General features: G+C 73.9%; 19 protein-coding genes. 7 read left to right on the top strand and 12 right to left on the bottom strand.

The genetic code is table 11. The annotated features are described in order from the left end of the window. Positions 1–6 precede the first annotated feature (6 nt). Together AB0H87_RS10365 and AB0H87_RS10360 are read right to left on the bottom strand one after the other, a co-directional pair. The gene (locus AB0H87_RS10365; RefSeq protein ID WP_360142436.1) at positions 7–333 is read right to left on the bottom strand and encodes a helix-turn-helix transcriptional regulator; all 327 of its coding nucleotides are present in this window, start codon (positions 331–333) and stop codon (positions 7–9) included. A 76-nt stretch (positions 334–409) separates the two neighbouring features. Further along, complete coding sequence (locus AB0H87_RS10360; RefSeq protein ID WP_360142434.1) at positions 410–1585, bottom strand: ROK family transcriptional regulator; 1176 nt, start codon at positions 1583–1585, stop codon at positions 410–412. 133 nt (positions 1586–1718) lie between these two features. Here AB0H87_RS10360 and AB0H87_RS10355 point away from each other — a divergent pair, with 133 nt between their 5' ends. From AB0H87_RS10355 to AB0H87_RS10340, 4 genes are all read left to right on the top strand, one after another. Beyond that, entirely contained in the window at positions 1719–3167 is a 1449-nt protein-coding gene (locus AB0H87_RS10355) for a glycoside hydrolase family 3 N-terminal domain-containing protein (RefSeq protein ID WP_360142432.1), read from the top strand. A gap of 91 nt (positions 3168–3258) precedes the next feature. Continuing rightward, the gene (locus AB0H87_RS10350) at positions 3259–4002 is read left to right on the top strand and encodes a TetR family transcriptional regulator (protein WP_360142430.1); all 744 of its coding nucleotides are present in this window, start codon (positions 3259–3261) and stop codon (positions 4000–4002) included. Between the two features lie 42 nt (positions 4003–4044). Continuing rightward, positions 4045–4776 (top strand): ABC transporter ATP-binding protein, encoded by a 732-nt coding sequence (locus tag AB0H87_RS10345; RefSeq protein WP_360142428.1) that lies wholly within the window; start codon positions 4045–4047, stop codon positions 4774–4776. After that, positions 4773–5594, top strand: coding sequence for an ABC transporter permease (locus AB0H87_RS10340; protein WP_360142426.1), 822 nt, complete (start codon positions 4773–4775; stop codon positions 5592–5594). The genes AB0H87_RS10345 and AB0H87_RS10340 overlap by 4 nt, the downstream gene beginning before the upstream one ends. 3 nt (positions 5595–5597) lie before the next feature. Here the strand turns inward: AB0H87_RS10340 and AB0H87_RS10335 are convergent, their stop codons facing one another. The 5 genes from AB0H87_RS10335 to AB0H87_RS10315 all read right to left on the bottom strand — a co-directional run bounded on the left by AB0H87_RS10335 (position 5598) and on the right by AB0H87_RS10315 (position 10863). Further along, a complete protein-coding gene (locus AB0H87_RS10335; RefSeq protein ID WP_360142424.1) occupies positions 5598–6455 on the bottom strand; it encodes an EamA family transporter in 858 nt (285 codons plus the stop codon). After that, positions 6452–7774: a serine hydrolase domain-containing protein gene (locus AB0H87_RS10330; RefSeq protein ID WP_360142422.1), complete on the bottom strand. Its 1323-nt coding sequence runs from the start codon at positions 7772–7774 to the stop codon at positions 6452–6454. Before AB0H87_RS10330 ends, AB0H87_RS10335 begins: the two co-directional genes overlap by 4 nt. Before the next feature lie 57 nt (positions 7775–7831). After that, positions 7832–8773, bottom strand: a complete 942-nt coding sequence (locus tag AB0H87_RS10325; protein WP_360142420.1) for an FAD:protein FMN transferase — start codon at positions 8771–8773, stop codon at positions 7832–7834. Positions 8774–9027: 254 nt separating this feature from the next. Beyond that, complete coding sequence (locus AB0H87_RS10320) at positions 9028–9816, bottom strand: ABC transporter ATP-binding protein (RefSeq protein ID WP_360142461.1); 789 nt, start codon at positions 9814–9816, stop codon at positions 9028–9030. Positions 9817–9891: 75 nt separating this feature from the next. Beyond that, positions 9892–10863 (bottom strand): LLM class flavin-dependent oxidoreductase, encoded by a 972-nt coding sequence (locus tag AB0H87_RS10315; protein WP_360142418.1) that lies wholly within the window; start codon positions 10861–10863, stop codon positions 9892–9894. 39 nt (positions 10864–10902) lie between these two features. Between AB0H87_RS10315 and AB0H87_RS10310 the strand changes: the two genes are divergently transcribed. Next, positions 10903–11814, top strand: coding sequence for a ribokinase (locus AB0H87_RS10310; protein ID WP_360142416.1), 912 nt, complete (start codon positions 10903–10905; stop codon positions 11812–11814). Here the strand turns inward: AB0H87_RS10310 and AB0H87_RS10305 are convergent. From AB0H87_RS10305 to AB0H87_RS10290, 4 genes are all read right to left on the bottom strand, one after another. Then, a complete protein-coding gene (locus AB0H87_RS10305; protein ID WP_360142414.1) occupies positions 11786–12529 on the bottom strand; it encodes a hypothetical protein in 744 nt (247 codons plus the stop codon). The genes AB0H87_RS10310 and AB0H87_RS10305 overlap by 29 nt on opposite strands. A gap of 37 nt (positions 12530–12566) precedes the next feature. Next, positions 12567–14189 carry an acetolactate synthase gene (locus AB0H87_RS10300; protein WP_360142412.1) on the bottom strand — a complete coding sequence of 541 codons (1623 nt, stop codon included), beginning with the start codon at positions 14187–14189 and terminating at the stop codon, positions 12567–12569. A 69-nt stretch (positions 14190–14258) separates the two neighbouring features. Then, complete coding sequence (locus AB0H87_RS10295; RefSeq protein ID WP_360142410.1) at positions 14259–16049, bottom strand: Hsp70 family protein; 1791 nt, start codon at positions 16047–16049, stop codon at positions 14259–14261. A gap of 44 nt (positions 16050–16093) precedes the next feature. Next, a complete protein-coding gene (locus AB0H87_RS10290) occupies positions 16094–16867 on the bottom strand; it encodes an enoyl-CoA hydratase-related protein (protein WP_360142408.1) in 774 nt (257 codons plus the stop codon). Positions 16868–16958: 91 nt separating this feature from the next. Between AB0H87_RS10290 and AB0H87_RS10285 the strand changes: the two genes are divergently transcribed. Together AB0H87_RS10285 and AB0H87_RS10280 are read left to right on the top strand one after the other, a co-directional pair. Further along, entirely contained in the window at positions 16959–17420 is a 462-nt protein-coding gene (locus tag AB0H87_RS10285) for a DUF6232 family protein (protein ID WP_360142406.1), read from the top strand. 22 nt (positions 17421–17442) lie between these two features. Continuing rightward, on the top strand, positions 17443–17919 hold the full coding sequence (locus tag AB0H87_RS10280) for a DUF6232 family protein (protein ID WP_360142404.1): 477 nt from the start codon (positions 17443–17445) through the stop codon (positions 17917–17919). An 11-nt stretch (positions 17920–17930) separates the two neighbouring features. Here the strand turns inward: AB0H87_RS10280 and AB0H87_RS10275 are convergent. Beyond that, positions 17931–18444 (bottom strand): hypothetical protein (locus AB0H87_RS10275; RefSeq protein ID WP_360142402.1); only part of this gene is annotated, 514 nt, incomplete at its 5' end.

Here is an 18444-nt window from a genome sequence, read left to right as displayed (position 1 = left end):
GTCTCCTCAGTCCAGGAGCGTCGTCAGCACGTCGACCTGCCGGCGCCAGCTCTCGGTCATCGCCGCGAACAGCCGGTGCCCGTCGGGGCTGAGCCAGTAGTAGCGGCGGGGTGAGGCGCCGTCGGTGTTCCACGCGCTCTCCAGCACGCCCTGCGTCTCCAGCCGGCGCAGCAGCGGGTAGAGGGTGCCCTCCTCGATCGGCAGGCCGGCGTCGGCCAGCACCTGCCGCAACGAGTAGCCGTATTGCCTGGTGCGCAGGCCGGACAGGACCGCGAGCACGAGCACACCGCGCCGGAGGTCGCCCTCGAGCCGCTGCAACGCGCCGTCGTCCATCCGCCTCGCCTCATTCAGTACTGTGTCCTACACAGTATGAGGGCACGCACAGCCCCAGGGCAATGACCGATTGTCGTCAGCCGACGGTGGAGCCGAAGACCTCGTCCCGGACGGCGTCGAGGGCGACCAGCAGCGCACCGCGCAGCACAGGCTCCTCCTCGACCTGGGTGACCACGACCTTCGGCGAGACCAGCGTGATCGCCGCGACCTCGTGCTGCACCCGCTCGGCGAGTGCGCTGCCGCCGGCCTGGCCGACCTCGCCGGCCAGCACCACCAGCGGCGGGTCGAGCACGACGCAGGTGCTGGCCACGCCGAGCGCGAGCCGCCGGGCGATCTCGTCGAGCGCCGCGCCGCCCGCGGTGCCGGCCGCGATCGCGGCCCGGATCGCGTCGGCCGCCGAGGAGCCGCGGAAGCCGTGCTCGCGGGCCACCGTGCGCAGTGCCGCGGCGCCGGCGAGCTGGCCGAACGGCGGCTGGGAGCGACGGGACTGGTCACGGTTGACGGGCACGCCGGGCACGGGGAGGTAGCCGATCTCGCCGGCTGCGCCGCTGCTGCCGTGGTGGAGCCGGCCGCCGAGCACGATCGCGAGGCCGACGCCGACGTCGGCCCAGACGAGCGCGAAGTCGTCGACGCCGGCGGCCGCACCGTATTCGGCCTCGGCGCAGGCGGCCAGGTTGACGTCGTTCTCGAAGACGACCGGGGTGTGCAGGTCCTCGCGGAGCGCGGCGAGCAGGCCGCGGTGCCAGCGGGGGAGGTTGAACGCGAACGTGATGTCGCCGGAGCCCGGGTCGACGAGACCCGGCGTGCCGAGCACCACCCGCCGCACGTTGTCGAGCTGGGCGTGCGCGTTGCTGGCCGCCTGCACCACGGCCTCGTGCACGACGCCGACCGGGTCGTCGGTGTCCTTCGTGGACATCTCGACCTGCCCGGTCACCTTGCCGGTGATGTCGGCGCACGCGGCCACCACCCGGTCCGCCGTGATGTCGACGCCGACCACGTAGGCGCTGGCCGGGCGCACGGCGTAGAGCTGCGCGTTGGGGCCCCGGCCGCCGGCCTGCTCGCCGACCCGGGTGACCAGGCCGCGCTCCTCGAGCCGCTCGACGAGCTGTGACGCGGTCACCTTGGACAGGCCGGTCAGCTCGCCGAGCTGGGCGCGGGTCAGCGGTCCCCGGGCGAGCAGCAGCTCGAGCGCGGCGCGGTCGTTGAGCGCGCGCAGCAGGCGGGGGGTACCGGGCAGGCGGGTCGACCCCATGCGACATCCTCTAGCAATAAGGAATCTTTACTAATACATTAGTCGCCTTACGAGTAGGCGTAGCGTACTGGGAAGCGAATGGTGCGACGATCACACAACCCGGCAGGTGCGAGTCACAAGAGGGTGAGAACCGATGGCGATTGATCCCGCTCTGCGCCGGCTTGCCCTGCGCACGCTGCTCGCGGCCTATCCCGGCAGCGCGCCTCCGCCCTGGGCGGTCGACCTGGCCGCGGAAGGACTCGCCGGTTATACGCTGTTCGGCTTCAACATCGTCGACCGCGGGCAGGTCGCGGCCAGCACCGCCGCGCTGCGGGCGGCCAACCCGCAGGTGATCGTCGCGATCGACGAGGAGGGCGGCGACGTCACCCGGCTCGCCCATCGCACCGGCAGCCCGTACCCGGGCAACGCCGCGCTCGGCGCCCTCGACGACGTCGAGGTGACCCGCGCGGTCTACCGGGCGATCGGCGCCGAGCTTTCCGCCGTCGGCGTCAACGTCGACCTCGCACCGACCGTCGACGTCAACACCGCCGACGACAACCCGATCATCGGTACGCGCTCGTTCGGCGCCGACACCGCGCGGGTGGCCGCACACACCCGGGCCGCCGTCGAGGGCCTGCAGGAGACCCGGGTCGCGGCCTGTGCCAAGCACTTCCCGGGGCACGGCGCGACGGTCGCCGACTCGCACCTGGAACTGCCCACTGTGGACGTGCCGCTGGCCGTGCTGCGGGAGCGCGACCTGCCGCCGTTCGCCGCCGCGGTCGCGGCCGGCACCAAGGCCGTGATGACCGCGCACATCCGCGTGCCGGAGTTGACCGGGGACGGGCCCGCCACCTTCAGCCGGGCTGCGATGCACGACCTGCTCCGCCTCGAGCTGGGCTTCGACGGCGCGCTGATCACCGACGCGCTGGAGATGAAGGGCGCCGCGGTGGTGGCCGGCGGCACCGCGCAGGCCGCCCCGCTGGCCCTGGCGGCCGGCGCCGACCTGCTCTGCATCGGCGCCGACGTGGACGCCGCGCTGGTCGAGGAGACCGCCGCCGAGATCGTCGCCGCGATACAGGACGGCCGGCTCGACGCGGCCCGGGTCGAGGAGGCGGCGGCGCGGACCGCGGCGCTCGCGGCCTGGACGGCGACGAGTGCACCGACGGAGCCGGCGCCAGAGAGCCTCGGCTACGACGCCGCCCGGCGCGCCGTCCGGGTGGAGGGCGACCCGCTGGTCGGGGCCGTGCCGCTGGTGGTCGAGCTGGCCGCGACGTCGACCATCGCCGAGGGCCGGGTGCCCTGGGGCCTGCGCGGGCACGTCGACGGCGCCGAGCAGATCCGTGCGGTGGCCGCGAACACCGGCGCCGACGAGCTGCTGGCGCGGGCCGGCGACCGGCCGATCGTGGTCGTCGCCCGGCACGCGCACCGGCTGGCCAACGCGACGGAGCTGATCGAGGCGCTGGCCGCCCGGCACCCGGTCACGGTGGTCGAGATGGGCTGGCCGTCGGGCTGGCGGCCGGCCGGGGTCCGGGCGTTCGTGACCACCTACGGCGCCAGCCACGCCAACGGGCGGGCCGCCGCGGCGGTGCTCGGACTGCGCTGATTGAACGCGTTCAAGTTTGTCCGTACGATGACGTCGCACGGAAGTTGAACGTGTTCGACATCGCGGAGCGGAGTCGGTACGGTGAGAACCGATGACCGACCGACCCGTTCCGCCACCCGCCGACGCCGGCGGTGCCACCGAGCAAACGGGGGTCGGTGGCACCGCCGGCGCCGAACCCGCCACCGCCCGGGGTGAGCAGACGCGGCAGCTGATCCTCGACACGGCGCTGCGGCTGTTCCGGGAGCGCGGCTACGCGCAGACCACGATGCGGGGCATCGCCAAGGAGGCCGGCGTCGCCGTCGGCAACGCGTACTACTACTTCAGCTCCAAAGAGCACCTGATCCAGGAGTTCTACGCGGAGACGGGGGTCGAGCACCGCGCTCGCGCGGCAGCCGTGCTCGCCCGGGAGACGGAGTTCGCGCCGCGGCTGCGCGGGGTGCTGCACGCCGGGATCGACACGCTCGCGCCGTCGCACGAGTTCGCCGCGACCTTCTTCAAGACCGCGGCGGAGCCGACCTCGCCGCTGAGCCCGTTCTCGCCGGAGTCGTCGCCGACCCGCCAGGCCTCGATCGCCCTGTTCCGGGAGACGCTGACCGGCTCGACGGCGAAGGTCGACCCGGAGCTGCGCGACGAGCTGCCGGAGCTGCTCTGGCTCGCGTACCTCGGCGTGGTCCTCTACTGGGTGCACGACCGTTCACCCGGGCAGGCGAAGACCCGCACGCTGATCAACGGCGCGGTCCCGCTGATCGACCGGCTGGTGGGGCTGTCCCGGCTGCGGGTCCTGCGCCCGGTGACCCGCGACGTGCTGGGCCTGATCCGTACGCTGCGTCCGTAATTGCATTGCTGAGCGTCACGTCCACCCTGGACCATCGAGCCCATGGACGTCCTGACGGTTACCGCGCTGCGCAAGCGCTTCGGCCCGGTCGCCGCCGTCGACGGGGTCAGTTTCAGCGTCGCCGCCGGTGAGGTGGTCGGCCTGCTCGGGCCCAACGGCGCGGGCAAGACCACCACCCTGCACATGGTGCTCGGCCTGACGCTGCCCGACTCCGGCACCGTCGAGATGTTCGGCCACGACATGACCCGCGACCGCACGCGCGCGCTGGCCCGGGCCAACTTCGCCGCCAGCTACCTGCACCTGCCGGCGGTGCTGCGGGTCGAGGAGATCCTCGACGTCTACGCGCACCTCTACGGCCTGCGCCGGCCGGCCGCGCGGGTCGCACACATGCTGGAGCTGCTCGACCTCGGTCCGCTGCGCCGGCAGCAGTTCAGCCGGCTCTCGTCCGGCCAGCAGACCCGGGTGCTGCTGGCCAAGGCGCTGCTCAACGAGCCCGGCCTGCTGATCCTCGACGAGCCGACGGCCAACCTCGACCCCGACGCCGCCGACCGCGTGCGCGGGTTGCTGATCGAGCAGGCGGCGCTCTCCGGCCGGGCCATGCTGATCACCTCGCACAACATGCGCGAGGTCGAGCGGATGTGCGACCGGGTGCACTTCGTGTCCGGCGGCCGGATCGTGGCCACCGGCAACGCGACCGAGCTGGCCGGCGCCTACGGAGTCGACGACCTGGAAGCCGTGTTCCTGCGGGTGGCGAGGGGAGGTGCCGCGGCATGACCACGCTCGCCCACGACGTGGCCGGCGGCGTCGCGCGCCGGCGCCGGGTGGCCGGCATCGTCCGGCGGGACTTCTACGCGACGCGGCGCAACGGCGGCCGGATCGTCGAGATCCTGTTCTGGCCGGTGCTGGAGCTGGTGATCTGGGGGTTCGTCTCGGTCTTCCTGCGCGCCAACAACGTGCCGATCGCGGTGTCGGTGCTGCTCGGCGCCGTGCTGCTCTGGCAGGTCGTCGGCCGGGCGCAGGGCGACCTGGCGGCGATGTTCCTGCACGACGTGTGGAGCCGCAACCTGCTCAACGTGTTCGTGTCGCCGCTCTCGCTCGGCGAGTTCCTGGCCGGTCACGTCATCTTCGGCGCCGCGCTGCTCACCGCCAACAGCCTGGTCATGTCGGGGCTGGCGCTGCTGCTCTACGGCTTCGGGATCACCACGATCGGGCCGGCGCTCGTGCCGTTCCTGGTCCTGCTGGTCGCGATGGGCTGGGGCCTGGGCATGGTGGCGATCGCGGTGGTGATCAGGTTCGGCGAGAGCACCCAGTCGATCGCGTGGGTGCTGGCGGCCGCGTTCCAGCCGTTCGCGGCGGTGTTCTACCCGGTCTCGGTGCTGCCGCCGGCGGCGGAGGCGCTCGCGCACGCGGTGCCCGCGAGCCACATCTTCGAGGGCATGCGCGGCGTGCTCGCCGGGCAGGGCATCGACTGGTCGGGCCTGGCCGTCGCGGCGGTCCTCGACGTGCTGCTGCTCGCCGGTGCGCTGACGTTCCTGGCACACGCCCTGCGGCACGCCCGCCGCACGGGCCGACTGTCGAAGTTCGGCGAATGAGGGTCAGGCGGCGGCGAGGAGGGCCACGCCGACCGCGACGGCGATGCTGGCCGCCACGCGGACCCGGCCCATCGGCTCCTTGAAGGCGAGCATGCCGATCACGGCCGCGACCACCACGCTGCTCTCGCGGAGCGCGGCGACCGCGGCCAGCGCGCCCCGGGTCTGCGCCCAGAGCACGAGACCGTAGGCCAGTGTGGACATCACGGTGACGGCGACCGCGGCCACCCAGGCGCGGCCGCCGGCCGCCAGCATCGGGGTGTCGCGGCGCAGCGCGAGCGCGAGCACGGCGGTCGCCGCACACTCCAGGCCGACCAGCCACAGCGTGTAGCCGGCGGCGCTGTCGCTGCGGCGCACGCCGATGCCGTCGACCAGCGTGTAACTTGCGATCGTCAGCCCGGTGAAGACCGCGGCCAGCACCGCGGGCCGGTTGGCCTTCACCCGGCGCCACGGTGTCAGCCCGAGCACGGCGATCGCGCCGGCGATGACCAGCACGCCGATCGCCGGCAGCGGGGCGAGCGGCTCGTCGAGGACCAGCGCCGCGACCACCGCCACCACGACGGGGCCGAGGCCCCGGGCCAGCGGGTACGTCTGGTTGAAGTCACCGAGCCGGTAGGCCGCGAGCAGGCCGAGGTTGTAGGCCACGTGGATCAGCGCGGAAGCGATCAGCCAGCCCCACGACGCCGCCGCCGGCATGTCGACGAACCACAGGCCGACCGCGCAGATGACCGCGCCCACGAGGCTCGACCGGGCGAAGATGCCGACCTGGTCGTCGGTCGCCTTGACCAGCGCGTTCCAGGACGCGTGCAGCACCGCGGCGGCGAGCACCGCCAGCACCACGACGGGCCCGGTCCACGGGCTCATACGGCGTCGGCGGCGGCCACCCGGGCCGGGTCGGGGTCGGCCCAGCTCCAGTTGGGGTGGGCCCGGTTGGTCAGCAGCACGAGGACCAGCTTCCGGTCGGGGTGCACCACCAGCGACGTGCCGGTGAAGCCGGTGTGCCCGAACGTGCGCGCGCTCGACAGGCGGCCCATGAACCACGGCTGGCCGAGCACCACGCCGAGGCCGTGGTCCGCGGTGCGCTGCGGGCGCTCGGGGTCGATCGCCGGCTTGCCCTTGTTGGCGTTGGTCAGCATCCGCTTGACGATGCCGGTCGACAGGATCCGCTTTCCGCCGTGCGTACCCCCGTTGAGCAGCATGTTGCCGATGACGGCGAGGTCGGCGGCGGTGCTGAAGACGCCGGCGGATCCGGCGACGCCACCCATGACGTTGGCGACGTCGTCGTGCACGGTGCCGCGCAGCAGGCCGCGTGACGTGCGCGCGTCGGTGGCCACGAGGCGGGCCGCCTGGTCGGCCCTGCTCAGCCAGGACAACGGCTTGAAGCCCGTGTCGCGCAGGCCGAGCGGGCCGGTCAGCCGCGACTTCAGCGCCGCGTCGAGGCTCTGCCCGGTGACCTGCTCGACCAGGGCCGCGGCCACCATCAGGCCGACGCTGGAGTAGCGGAACGTCCTGCCGGGCACCGCGCCCTTGACCAGCGGCGTGGCCAGCACGGCGGCGCGGCGGGCGGCGGCGGAGGACAGGCCGGTGACCTTCGCGCCGACCGGCAGGCCGCTCGTGTGGGTCAGCAGCATCTCCACCGTCACCGCGTCCTTGCCGGTGCCGGTGAACCCGGGCAGGTAACCCGCGACCGGCGCGGCCAGGTCGACCGTGCCCTTGTCGACCTGCTGGAGCAGCAGGATCGAGGTGTAGACCTTCGTGACCGAGGCCAGGTCGAAGATCGAGTCGGTGCGCATCCGCACGCGCTGCGCGGCCGGCAGCTCGACCGGGCCGGCCTTGTAGCGCACCGCGTCACCGAGCGCGACCTGCGTGCGTACCTTGCCGCCGACCGTGACCAGGGCGACCGCGCCGGCGAAGGTCGGGTGGTCCGGGTTCTCCTTCGTCGGCTTCAGGAACCTGCTCAGGGCGGTGGTCATCCGTGCGGCCGCCGCGTCGGACCTGGGTGGTGCTTTGGTGGCGTCCGGCGTGCTCGTCGGTCCAGCTCCGGGCTTGCCCAGGCCGGCCCGGCCCGAGCCGTCGACGCTCTGCGCCCATTCAGGCGCCGCGGGCTCCCCGCAGGCAGCGGTCAGCGCGCCCACGGCGGCGGCGAGACCACCGGACAGGACCGTACGCCGCGAGACAGACACGGCGCCGATCGTCACATGGAACAGCGGTGCCGGGCTACCCCGCGGGGTTCTCCGCGCTCACGCTTCAGCCTTGGTGGGCCAGGTGCCGAAGAAGCGCACCGAGCGGTCGTCGCCGACCAGCCGGGCCGGTGCGCCGAGCGCCTGCAACCACGACGGCGCCAGCACGCCGCGGGCCAGGCTCGCGTTGGCGACGACCGCGGCGCGCAGCGCGGAGAACGCCGCCACCGACGCGGTCCGCCAGACGTGCTGCGGCGCGTGTCCCGTCTCGGGGTCGGAGATCTGGTGCAGCAGCTCCTCGGACGTGTCCCAGTGCCGCCGGTGATGGCCGCTCGCGGTGGACACGCCCGCGCCGCCGGGCAGGCCGACCGTCGCCGCCGGGTCGACCGGCCCGTCGCGGACCAGCAGCGGCCAGCCGGTGCGCGGTGCCGGGCCGGCGGTCGCGACGTCGCCACCGATCGAGACGAGCGTGCCGACGTCCAGCGTCGCGGCGATCAGCGCGGCGCAGCGGTCCACCGCCCGGGCGCGCATCGTGACCGACAGGTCGAGCGTGACGCCCTCCGGGATGGTCAGCCGCTGCCCGTCGAGGCGCACCTCCTCCCACCTCGCCGGGCGGTACACCGCCAGCTGTCCGACCTGGACGTGCCGGGTCGAGCCGGTGGTCACCAGCGCGCCGAAGTCCGGATCGTTGCCGAGGCTGGTGAGCATCGCGCCGATCGCCGGGTCGACGTCGCCCTCGGTCTCCCGGGCCGCCGACAGCGCGACCGCGACCAGCTCGGCCAGCAGCGGGCTGACCTCACTGCCGTCGCCCGCCGCGGCCAGCTCGGAGTCGGGCCGCAGCCGGCTCGCGGCCACGTCGATCGCGTCGAGCTCGTTGCGGACCAGCTCGACCGCGCGGTCGAGCGTGCCGGCGTCGGTCACCGCCACCCGGACGGGCTCGTCCCACAGCGTCCACTCTTCGGTGGCCACAGTGGACGGTTCGGGCCCCGCGACGGCGAGCATCGGCCACTGCGTGAACGCGGGCGGTGGCGGCGGTGGAGCTTCCGGTGGCGCGGCCCCGGGCGGGGGGCCCTGCCCGGAACCGCGCGCGGACCCCGACTCGGGCACCTGGCGCCGGCCGGAGCTGCCGAAGACACTGGCCACAAGCGCCACGACAAGAACACCCGTGAACACCATCGCTGTCCCCCTCAGTGACGGATATCTCAGGCTTAGCGCGCTTTCCTGGACGTTTCCTGAGAGTCCGGTGTGGGTGGGACTTATGCGGCGCGTGCGGTGTAACGACCCGCGTTGTGCTCGACCACGAGCGGCTGCCCGAAGGCCGTGGAGAGGTGCTCCGCGGTGATGGTCCGCTCGACCGGCCCCTGCGCGACGATCGCGCCCTCGCGCAGCAGCATCGCGTGGGTGAAGCCCGGCGGGATCTCCTCGACGTGGTGGGTGACCAGCACCAACGCCGGCGCAGCCTCGTCGGAGGCCAGCGCGGTCAGGCGCTTGAGCAGGTCCTCGCGGCCGCCCAGGTCGAGCCCGGCGGCCGGCTCGTCGAGCAGCAGCAGCTCCGGGTCGGTCATCAGCGCGCGGGCGATCTGCACCCGCTTGCGCTCGCCCTCGGAGAGCGTCCCGTAGGTGCGGTCGGCCAGCGCGGCCACGCCGAGCTGCTCGAGCAGGCCGCGGGCGCGGGCCTCGTCCATCGGGTCGTACTGCTCGCGCCAGCGGCCGACCACCGACCAGGCGGCGGTGACCACGACGTCGAGCACCCGCTCCTCGCCCGGGACGCGCTCGGCGAGCTTGGCGGTCGTGATGCCGATCCGGGTGCGCAGCTCCCACACGTCGGTGCGGCCGAGCTTCTCGCCGAGCACGATCGCGCTGCCGGTGGTCGGGTGCAGCTGACCGGCGGCGATCGACAACAGGGTGGTCTTGCCGGCACCGTTGGGGCCGAGCATCACCCAGCGCTCGTCCGGGTAGACCGTCCACGCGACGTCCCGCAACAGCTGGTTGCGGTTGCGCGTGACACCGATCCCGTCGAAGGACAGCACCGCGTCGTCGATCATGTTGGTCGGCACGCGGTCATCAAACCACGCAGGCCGTGGGCCGCGGGTTGCGCCCCGCGGCCCACGCGACCGGCGTCACCCGCCAAGAAGCGCCTCGGCGGCCAGCGTCAGGTGCGCGACCGAGAGGTCCGGGTCGCGGGGCGGCACGAAGACCACCGCGTCGGCGCCGGCCGCCGCCAGCCGCTGCACCGCCGCACCGCAGCTCGCCGCGTCGCCGACGACCGCGTACTTGTCGACGATCTCGTGCGGCAGCGCGTCGGCCAGCGCACCGAGGTCGCCCTGGGCCTGCGCGACCAGTTGGGCCAGCAGGTCGGCGTCGGCCGGGTCGGACGGCTGCACGGGCGCGCTGAACTGGGCGGCGAGCTCGGCCCGGGCGCTGCGGGGGTCGTCGTCGAAGTCGAGGTGCGCGTACACCGTGACCCGGTGTGGCTCCTCGCGCCCCGCCTCGGCCCGGCCCTCGTCGATGCGCTCGCGGGCCCAGGAGATGTAGGCCGGCGCCGCGCCCTCGGCCAGGATCGTGCCGTCGGCGACGCGCCCGGCCAGGCGCAACGACTTCTCGTTGCGGACGCCGGCCGACAGCAGCGGCGGCTCGGCCGGCGGGAACGCCAGCTGGACATCGTCGAGGTCGACGTGCCGGCCGTGCATCGTCACCTTCTCGCCGTGCAGCAGCGCGCGGACGGCGGCGACGGTCTCCTCGAGCACGGCCAGCGGCGACGGGTGGTGCGCGCCGACCTGGCGGACCCAGGCCGGCACGCCGTGCCCGAAGCCGGGCAGGATCCGGCCGGGAAACAGGCGGGCCAGGTTGGACAGCTCCATCGCGGCCAGCGCCGGGTTCCGGAACGCCGCCGGCAGGATGCCGATGCCGATCTTCAGCGACTCGGTGCTCGCCGCGGCCACGGCGGCCGCCGACACCGCGCCCGTGAAGAAGCAGTCCTCGACCACCCACAGCTCGTCGTAGCCGAGACGTTCGGCGAGCTGTGCGTACGCGGGGAGGTTCTCCGGCGGGCTGTCGCAGCGGAACATGACCCCGATCGGTGGATTGTCCATGGAAAGCAGCCTGCCAGACGCGCCCTAGAATCGCCGACTATGAATCGGGCCAAGGTCGTGGTCGTCGGCAGCGCCAACATGGATCTCGTCGCCAAGGCGGCCGTGCTGCCCCGGGCGGGTGAGACCGTGCTCGGCGGCGAGTTCGTCACGGTCGCCGGTGGCAAGGGCGCCAACCAGGCGATCGCGGCGGTACGCGCCGGCGCGGCGACCGGTTTCCTCGGCGCGATCGGCTCCGACGCGTTCGGCGTGACCCTCAAGGCCCGGATCGACGCCGCCGGTGTCGACACCGGGCTGCTGCGGGTCGTCTACGGCGCGTCCGGGGTCGCACTGATCACCGTGGATGCCGCCGGCGAGAACACGATCGTCGTCACGCCGGGCGCCAACGGTGCCTTCACGGAGCTGACCGGGCCCGAGCTGGCGGCGATCGCCGCGGCCGACGTGCTCGTCGCGCAGCTGGAGATCCCGGTCGAGACCGTGACCGCCGCCGCGCGGGCGGCCCGGGACGCGGGCACCCGGGTGGTGCTCAACGCCGCGCCGGCCCGGTCCTTGCCGGCCGAGCTGCTCGACGCGGTCGACCTGTTGGTGGTGAACCAGACCGAGGCGGTCGCGATCAGCGGCGAGAGCCGGCCCGAGCCGCTGCTGGACGCGGTGCCACGGGTGGTGCTGACGCTCGGCGCGGAAGGCGCGTGGTACGTCGACCGGTCCGGCGCCTCGGTGCGCGTGCCGGGCGTACGGGTGGACACGGTCGACTCGACGGCCGCCGGTGACGCGTTCACCGGCGCGCTGGCCGTGGCGTGGGCCGAGGGCCGGGAGATCGTCGAGGCGGTCGCCTGGGCCTGCGCCGCCGGTGCCGCGTGCGCCCGCAAGCTCGGTGCGTCGACCGCGCTGCCGACCCGGGCCGAGATCGACGAGCTGTGGTCGGTCAGTCGAGGTCCTGACCCCGCCGCGTGAGCATCCGCAGGCCCGGGATGCCCTTGACGGCCAGTCGCAGGTCGCGGGTGACCTCCAGCAGCTCGTGGATGTCGGGGCCGACCCGGTCGAGCGTCGCCAGGATCGGCAGGATGTCCTCGTCCATGTGCTTCGTGAAGCGGGGCAGCTCGTCGATCAGCTTGATCGCCGCGTCGACCTCCTCGTCGGAGAGCTGCTCGACGAAGCGGTGCGCCATCGGCGCGCCCCGGCGCAGCGCCGGGCCGTAGACGCCGAGCAGCTCATCGGCCGTGCCGGCGGTGACCTCGGCCTTGTCGACGACGGCGTTGGCCTTGACCGCCACGGTCTCCGCGTCGCCGATCACCCCGCGGGCGTCGGTGACGGCGGTGCCGGCGGCCGCGGTCAGCCGCTGGGTCTCCTCGACCAGGATCGCGGCGGCGGTGACCACCCGCGCCACCTGCTCGACCTGCGTGGTCGCGGCGGTGCTGAGCACGCGGGTGCGCTCCAGCACGGCCTCGGCGTCGGTGACCGCGGCGTCGACGCCGTCGATCAGCGCGCCGGCCCGGTCGGCCAGCGCGTCGAGCCGGTCGAGAAACGCTTCGGCCCGGTCGGCGATCGCGCCGACGCGTTTGACCAGCGCCTCGATGTCGTCGATCACGCGCAGCGCGCGGGCCGGCACGGTGACCGCCGAGCGGGTCAGACCGATCACGTCACTCGGTGTCGGGATGGGCAGCGCCATGCCGACCATTGTCACCCGGCCGGGCCAGCGCCGGGGGTCAGGCCAGGTTCGACGAGCGGGGGTACGCGTCGGCGGGGTCGGTCAGCACGTTCACCAGGTACGGCACGCCGGCCGCGAACGCCCGCTCCAGCGCGCCGCCGAGGTCGGCCGCCTTGCTGACCGTCTCGCCCGCGCCGCCGAGCGCCTTGACGACGTCGTCGTAGCGCAGGCCGGGCTGCAGGTCGGCGGCCACGTCGTAGCCGTACATCGCCTGCATGGGGTGTTTCTCCAGGCCCCAGATGCCGTTGTTGCCGACGACGATGACCACCGGGAGCTGCTGGCGGACCAGGGACTCGACGTCCATCAGCGAGAAGCCGGCGGCCCCGTCGCCCATCAGCACGCAGATCTGCCGGTCGGGGTAGGTGACCCGGGCCCCCATCGCGTAGCCCATGCCGGTGCCGAGGCAGCCGTACGGGCCCGGGTCGAGCCAGGTGCCGGGCTGGGCGGGCTCGAGGTAGCGGCCGGCGTACGAGACGAAGTCGCCACCGTCGCCGATCGTCACCGCGTCGGCGGCGAGGACCCGGCGCAGCTCGCCGTAGATCCGGGCCGGCTTGATCGGGTCGGTGTCGGCCGCCATCTCGTCGGCGTCGCGCGCCTTGGCGGCGTCCTCGGCGGTGCGCAGGCTGGCGATCCAGTCCTCGTGGTCGGCCCGGGTGCCGGTGTAGTCGGCCAGCGCCGACAGGATGAGCCGCAGGTCGCCGGCGGGAGAGACGGTCGGGTTGACGTGGGTGGCGCGCTGGCTCGGCGCGTCGACGACGTGCACCACGCGGGCGTCGCCGAAGTCGCCGAAGCTCAGCCGGAAGTCGAGCGGGGTGCCGATCACCACGATCACGTCGGCGCCCTTGAGCGCGGCGCGGCGGGCCTTGGCGAACGCGAGCGGGTGGTTCGGCGGGAGCGCACCGCGACCCATGCCGTTCGCGATCACGGGTACGCGCAGCGTCTCGGCCGCCTCCCGCAGCGCGGCGACCGCGTCGGCGGCGTAGACGTCGGAGCCCGCGATGATCACCGGGTGCTGCGCCTCGGCGATGAGCTGGGCGGCGCGGTCGACGTCGGCGGGGTCGGGCTCGATCACCGGCACGTCGGGCGCGCCGGGCGCGTCGGCCTCGCCGTGCGAGAAGACGATCTCCAGCGGGAGGTCGAGGAAGACCGGGCCGCGGTGCGGGGTCAGCGCCGCGCCGAGGGCCGCACGGACCGCGCCCGGGATCTCGTCGGTGGCGAACACGGTGGCGGCGTGCTTGGTGACGGGGGCGACCAGCGGCACGTGGTCGAGCTCCTGCAGGCTGCCGGCGCCCCAGCGCATCGCCGGCGCGCGGCCGCCGATCACCATCACGGGTGACGCGTTGAAGTGGGCGCTGGTCAGGCCGGAGATGCCGTTGGTGACACCCGGGCCGGCGGTCAGCACCGCGAGGCCGGGACGGCGGCGCAGCTTGGCCACGGCCTCGGCGGCGAACACCGCGGACTGCTCGTGGCGCACGTCGTAGATCGGGAAACCGGTCTTGTGCGCCGCGTCGTAGAGCGGGAACACATGGCCGCCGGAGAGCGTGAACATCTCCTCCACGCCGGCCGCGCGCAGTGCCGCGAGGGCGAGCTCGCCGCCGTGACCCTCAACCCGGTCGTTCATGCTCGCCACTCCCGTCGCTCGGTCCGCTCCAAGCACCTTACCGGTGAGTAGTGGAAACGTGAGAACCGCTCACCTCAGCTCCTCGAGCCAGTTTTTCGCGGCCTCGAGGATGTCGGCGTACGAGTCGCCGGTGGCGTAGTGGAAGGCGACCACGGCCGCGACCACCGGAGTGGCCACCAGCAGCGCGAACATGATGAGCCCGCGGAGGAACCGGGCGAAACCGCCGCTGCGTCGGTTGCGGGCGGCCGGCCGGGCCGGGGCGTCCCAGACCGGTGGGCGGTCGTCGCGGCGGGTGGCGGTGCGGGCGCGGGCCGGCTCCGGGTCCGCGTGGACGCGGGGCTCGTCGTGGCCGGAGAGCGCGCGGAGATCGGCGACCAGGGCCGGCTCGGCCAGGGTGTCCCGCCCGAAGCGGGAGGGGCGGTTGGCGCTCTTCGGCGGGCGGACCGGGACGGCGGCGCGGCCGGGCGGGAAGGACGGTGCCGGTTTCGGCGGTGCGGGGCTCGCCGGTGCGGCACTCGCCACGGCGGCCTTGCCGTTGCCGTTCACCGCGACCGGCGCGCTGGCGACCACCGACGGTGCGGCGGCGGGCGTCGGGGTCGGGTCGTCGTCGGCCGGCGGGTCGTCGCCGCCCGGCGCCGGGCTGCCGGCGGGGGAGACCGGCGCGATCACGTTCGGCGGCGGGATGGCCCCGTTGGCCGACTCGACGATCTTCGGGAACTGGCCGGTCACCGGCACCGCCGCGGGCGCGCTGGCCAGCGTGGCGGTGACCGCCAGCACGGCACCCTCGGCTACCACCAGCTCGGGCTGCTCGATCACGACGGGCGGCTCGCCCAGCTCGCGGTGCAGCAGGGTGGCCAGCAGCGGGATCCGGCTCGACCCGCCGACCAGGAACACGCCGGCCCGGTTGCCCTCGGGCAGCGCGGCGGCCTCGATCACCGCCTTGGTCACCTGCACGGTCTGGGCCAGGATCGGCATCGCGACCCGCTCCAGCTCCGCGCGGGTCAGGTGGGCCTCGACGTCGCAGATCGGGATCACCAGGTCGGCCGTGGGGCTGCGGGAGAGGCGCTCCTTGGCGACGCGCACGTCGTCCCAGAGCTGCCGCTTGGCCCGCCGGTCCTCGACCGTCGCCGGGTTGCGCAGCCGCTCCCAGGCCTCCGGGTGGGCGGGCGCGTAGGTGGTGGCCAGGTGCTCGACCAGCGCCGCGTCGACGTCGAGCCCGCCGAGGTCGGTGCGGCCGTCGACGGCCAGCACCTCGAAGCCCGTGGCCCTGCGGACGACGACGCTCGCGTCGAACGTACCGGCGCCGAAGTCGTGCACGACGACCGCGGAGCCGATGGGAACGTCCCGGCCCAGCACCTCGGCGAAGTAGGTGGCCGCGGCCACCGGCTCGGCGACCAGCCGGCCGTCGCCCAGGCCGGCCGCGGCGGCGGCGCGGGAGAGCAGCTCGCGCCGGGTCGCGCCCCAGATCGCCGGGCAGGTCAGGGTCAACGCGGGCGGGGTGTCGGCGGTGACCTCGCCGGTGGTCAGGTCGCCGATGGTCCGGCGCCACTCCTCGGCCAGCCGGCCGAGCACGGCGCCGACGAGGTCGACCACGGGCACGTCACGCTCGCCGAGCAGCACGCTGCCGTCGTCGACGCGGCGCTTCGGGTTGGGCTCGAACCGGGCGGGGTCGAGGCGGGCGCTGTGCACCGCGTCCCGGCCGGCCACGAGTGGGGCGTCGCCGGGCGGGGCGTAGACCGCGGAGGGGAGCAGGGGAGAGCCGTCGACCAGCAGCGGGCGCGCGCGACCGTCGGGCCAGCGCACCACGGCCACCGTGTGCGAGGTCCCGAAATCGACCCCAAGTGCGGCCCCCGGTGACATGCGCCGAGCCTACCGGTGCCGCGCCCGTGCCCGAGCCTGCTTGATCACCTTCCGGTGAAGTCTGGTTTGCGCTTTTCCACGAAAGCCGCCATGCCCTCGGAGCGGTCGTCCGTGGCGAACAGGGCCGCGAAGAGCTGGCTCTCCCAGGCGAGACCGGAGGTCAGGTCCATGTCGAGCCCGCCGTCGATCGCCTGCTTGGCGGCGCGGATGGCCTGGGCGGGACCGTTCGCGTACGGCCGGACCAGGGCGATCGCCTCGGCGTAGACGTCGGCGGCCGGGACGACCCGGTCCGCGAGCCCGATCCGCAGCGCCTCGTCGGCGTCGACCATGCGGCCGGAGAGCACGATGTCCTTGGCGCGGGCGGGGCCGACCAGCCGGGCGAGCCGCTGTGTGCCGCCGGCGCCGGGGATGATGCCGAGCTTGATCTCGGGCTGGCCGAGCTTGGCGTCGTCCGCCACGACCCGCCAGTCGCAGGCCAGGGCCAGCTCGCAGCCGCCGCCGAGGGCGTAGCCGGTGATCGCCGCGACGACCGGCTTGGGGATGCGGGCCACCGCACCGAGGGCCGCGGACAGGTCGGCCGCCCGGGCAGCCATGTCCACGTACGACATCGTGGCCATCTCCTTGATGTCGGCGCCCGCGGCGAAGACCTTCTCGCCGCCGTAGACGACGACCGCGCGGACGCTGTCGTCGGCTGTCGCCTCGAGGGCCGCGGCCCGGATCTCCTCCTGCACCTGGGTGTTCAGCGCGTTCATCGGCGGCCGCTCGAGCCGGATCGTGCCGATTCCGTCATGCTTCTCCAGCCGGACAAGCTCGCCCACGTCACACCTCCATGTGCTTATCGCGTCCGAGACACATTACGGGGTACGGGAGTGGGTAACGTGGAAGCGGGTCCGTTCCTAGGTGGCAGGGATGATCACTTACTACAACGACCGCGCGGTGCAGGTCACGTCGCAGGCGATCCGCGTCGCCGGGCGCAGCTACCCGCTGGCCGCGCTCTCCCGGGTGTGGCACCGGCGGGGCGAGCGCTCGTGGGGCACGGTCGCGGGCCGGGGCGCGATCGGGGTCGCCCTGATCGTCCCGCTGGTCACCGCGGCCCTGGGCATCGTGCTGGCGCTGCGCCTGCACACCACGACGGGCACCACGATCCTGATCGTCGGCGGCTCGGTGCTCGTCGGCCTGGCCGCGGCGCCGCTGGCCGACTTCCTGCTGGGCCGCCTGGACCTGTCCTATTCGAAGGGTGCCCGCGCCCTGGAGATCTGGGCGGACGTCGGCGGCCGCCCGACCCTCCTGGTCCGCACGGCCGACGCGCTGGTCTTCGGCCAGATCTACCGGGCGCTGCAGCGGGCGCTCGAGGCCGCGCCGAGGTATTGACGCCAACGGTTTTCCTGATGAGGTGACCGTCTACTACCGCGATCAGCACGTCCAGGTGACGTCCGACATGGTGCGGGTCGACGGGGTCGGCTATCCGGTCGCGGCGTTGGCGCTGGTCTGGCACAGACGCGGCACGGGAACGACCCGCACGCGATCCCGCCGCCTCGGCCGGGGCGTCCTCATCCTGCTCATCTCGATCCTCCCGCTGGCGGCGATCGTCTGCGCCATCTCACTCATCTACTCGGCCAGCGACCGCGCGGCCTGGGGCCTGGCGGCCGTCGTACTGGGCGTGGGCGTGATCGGCGCGATCGTGCTGCTGCCGCTGGCGGAGCTGCCGCTGAGCTGGCTGGACCGCTCCTACGACGAGGGCACGGTGGTCAACGAGCTCTGGGTGCGCTACGCGGGCCACGACCAACTCCTCCTGCGTACGACCAACACACTCCGCTTCGGCCAGATCTACCGAGCCGTCCAACGCGCGGTGGAACAACACCCGAGCTAGCGGCTGGGCGTTCAGCTGGCGACGACGAGGCGGGACTGGGCCGTGACCAACTCGGGGGAGGAGAGGTCCGCGTAGAGGTCGCGAGCCTTGAGCCACATCTCGTGGCCCGCGTCGACGTCGCCCCATTCCACGAGGACGTCGCCCAGCAGGAGGAGGGCGGCGGCGATGCCCGGGCGGTGGCCGGTTTCGCGGTAGATCTGCAGGGCGTTGCGGACGTCGCGCATCGCCGTGGGGCGGATGCCCAGGTCGTGTGCGCACCGCGCCAGCACCCAGAGCGCCCGGCCCTCCAGGATGCGGAAGCCGGCGGATCGCGCCTGCTCCAGCGCGGTGTCGGCCAGTTCCTTCGCCTCTTCCGGGCGGCCCTGGTCGTGCCGCACGTCGGCCAGCGTGACCACCGCGCTGACCTCGGTGTGCGGGTAGTTGGCCCGGCGGGCCAGGCGGACCGCCTCGTCGAGCGCGTCGGCGGCCAGGTCGAGGTCGCCGTTGGCGATGTGCGCGACACCGAGCGCCTTGTGCGCGTCGGCC

Origin of the sequence: Asanoa sp. NPDC050611 (genome assembly GCF_040654855.1) — a bacterium.
Taxonomy (GTDB): Bacteria; Actinomycetota; Actinomycetes; order Mycobacteriales; family Micromonosporaceae; genus Asanoa.
Note: the sequence above shows the minus strand (reverse complement) of the source record. Positions and strands in the feature narration are given on the sequence as shown.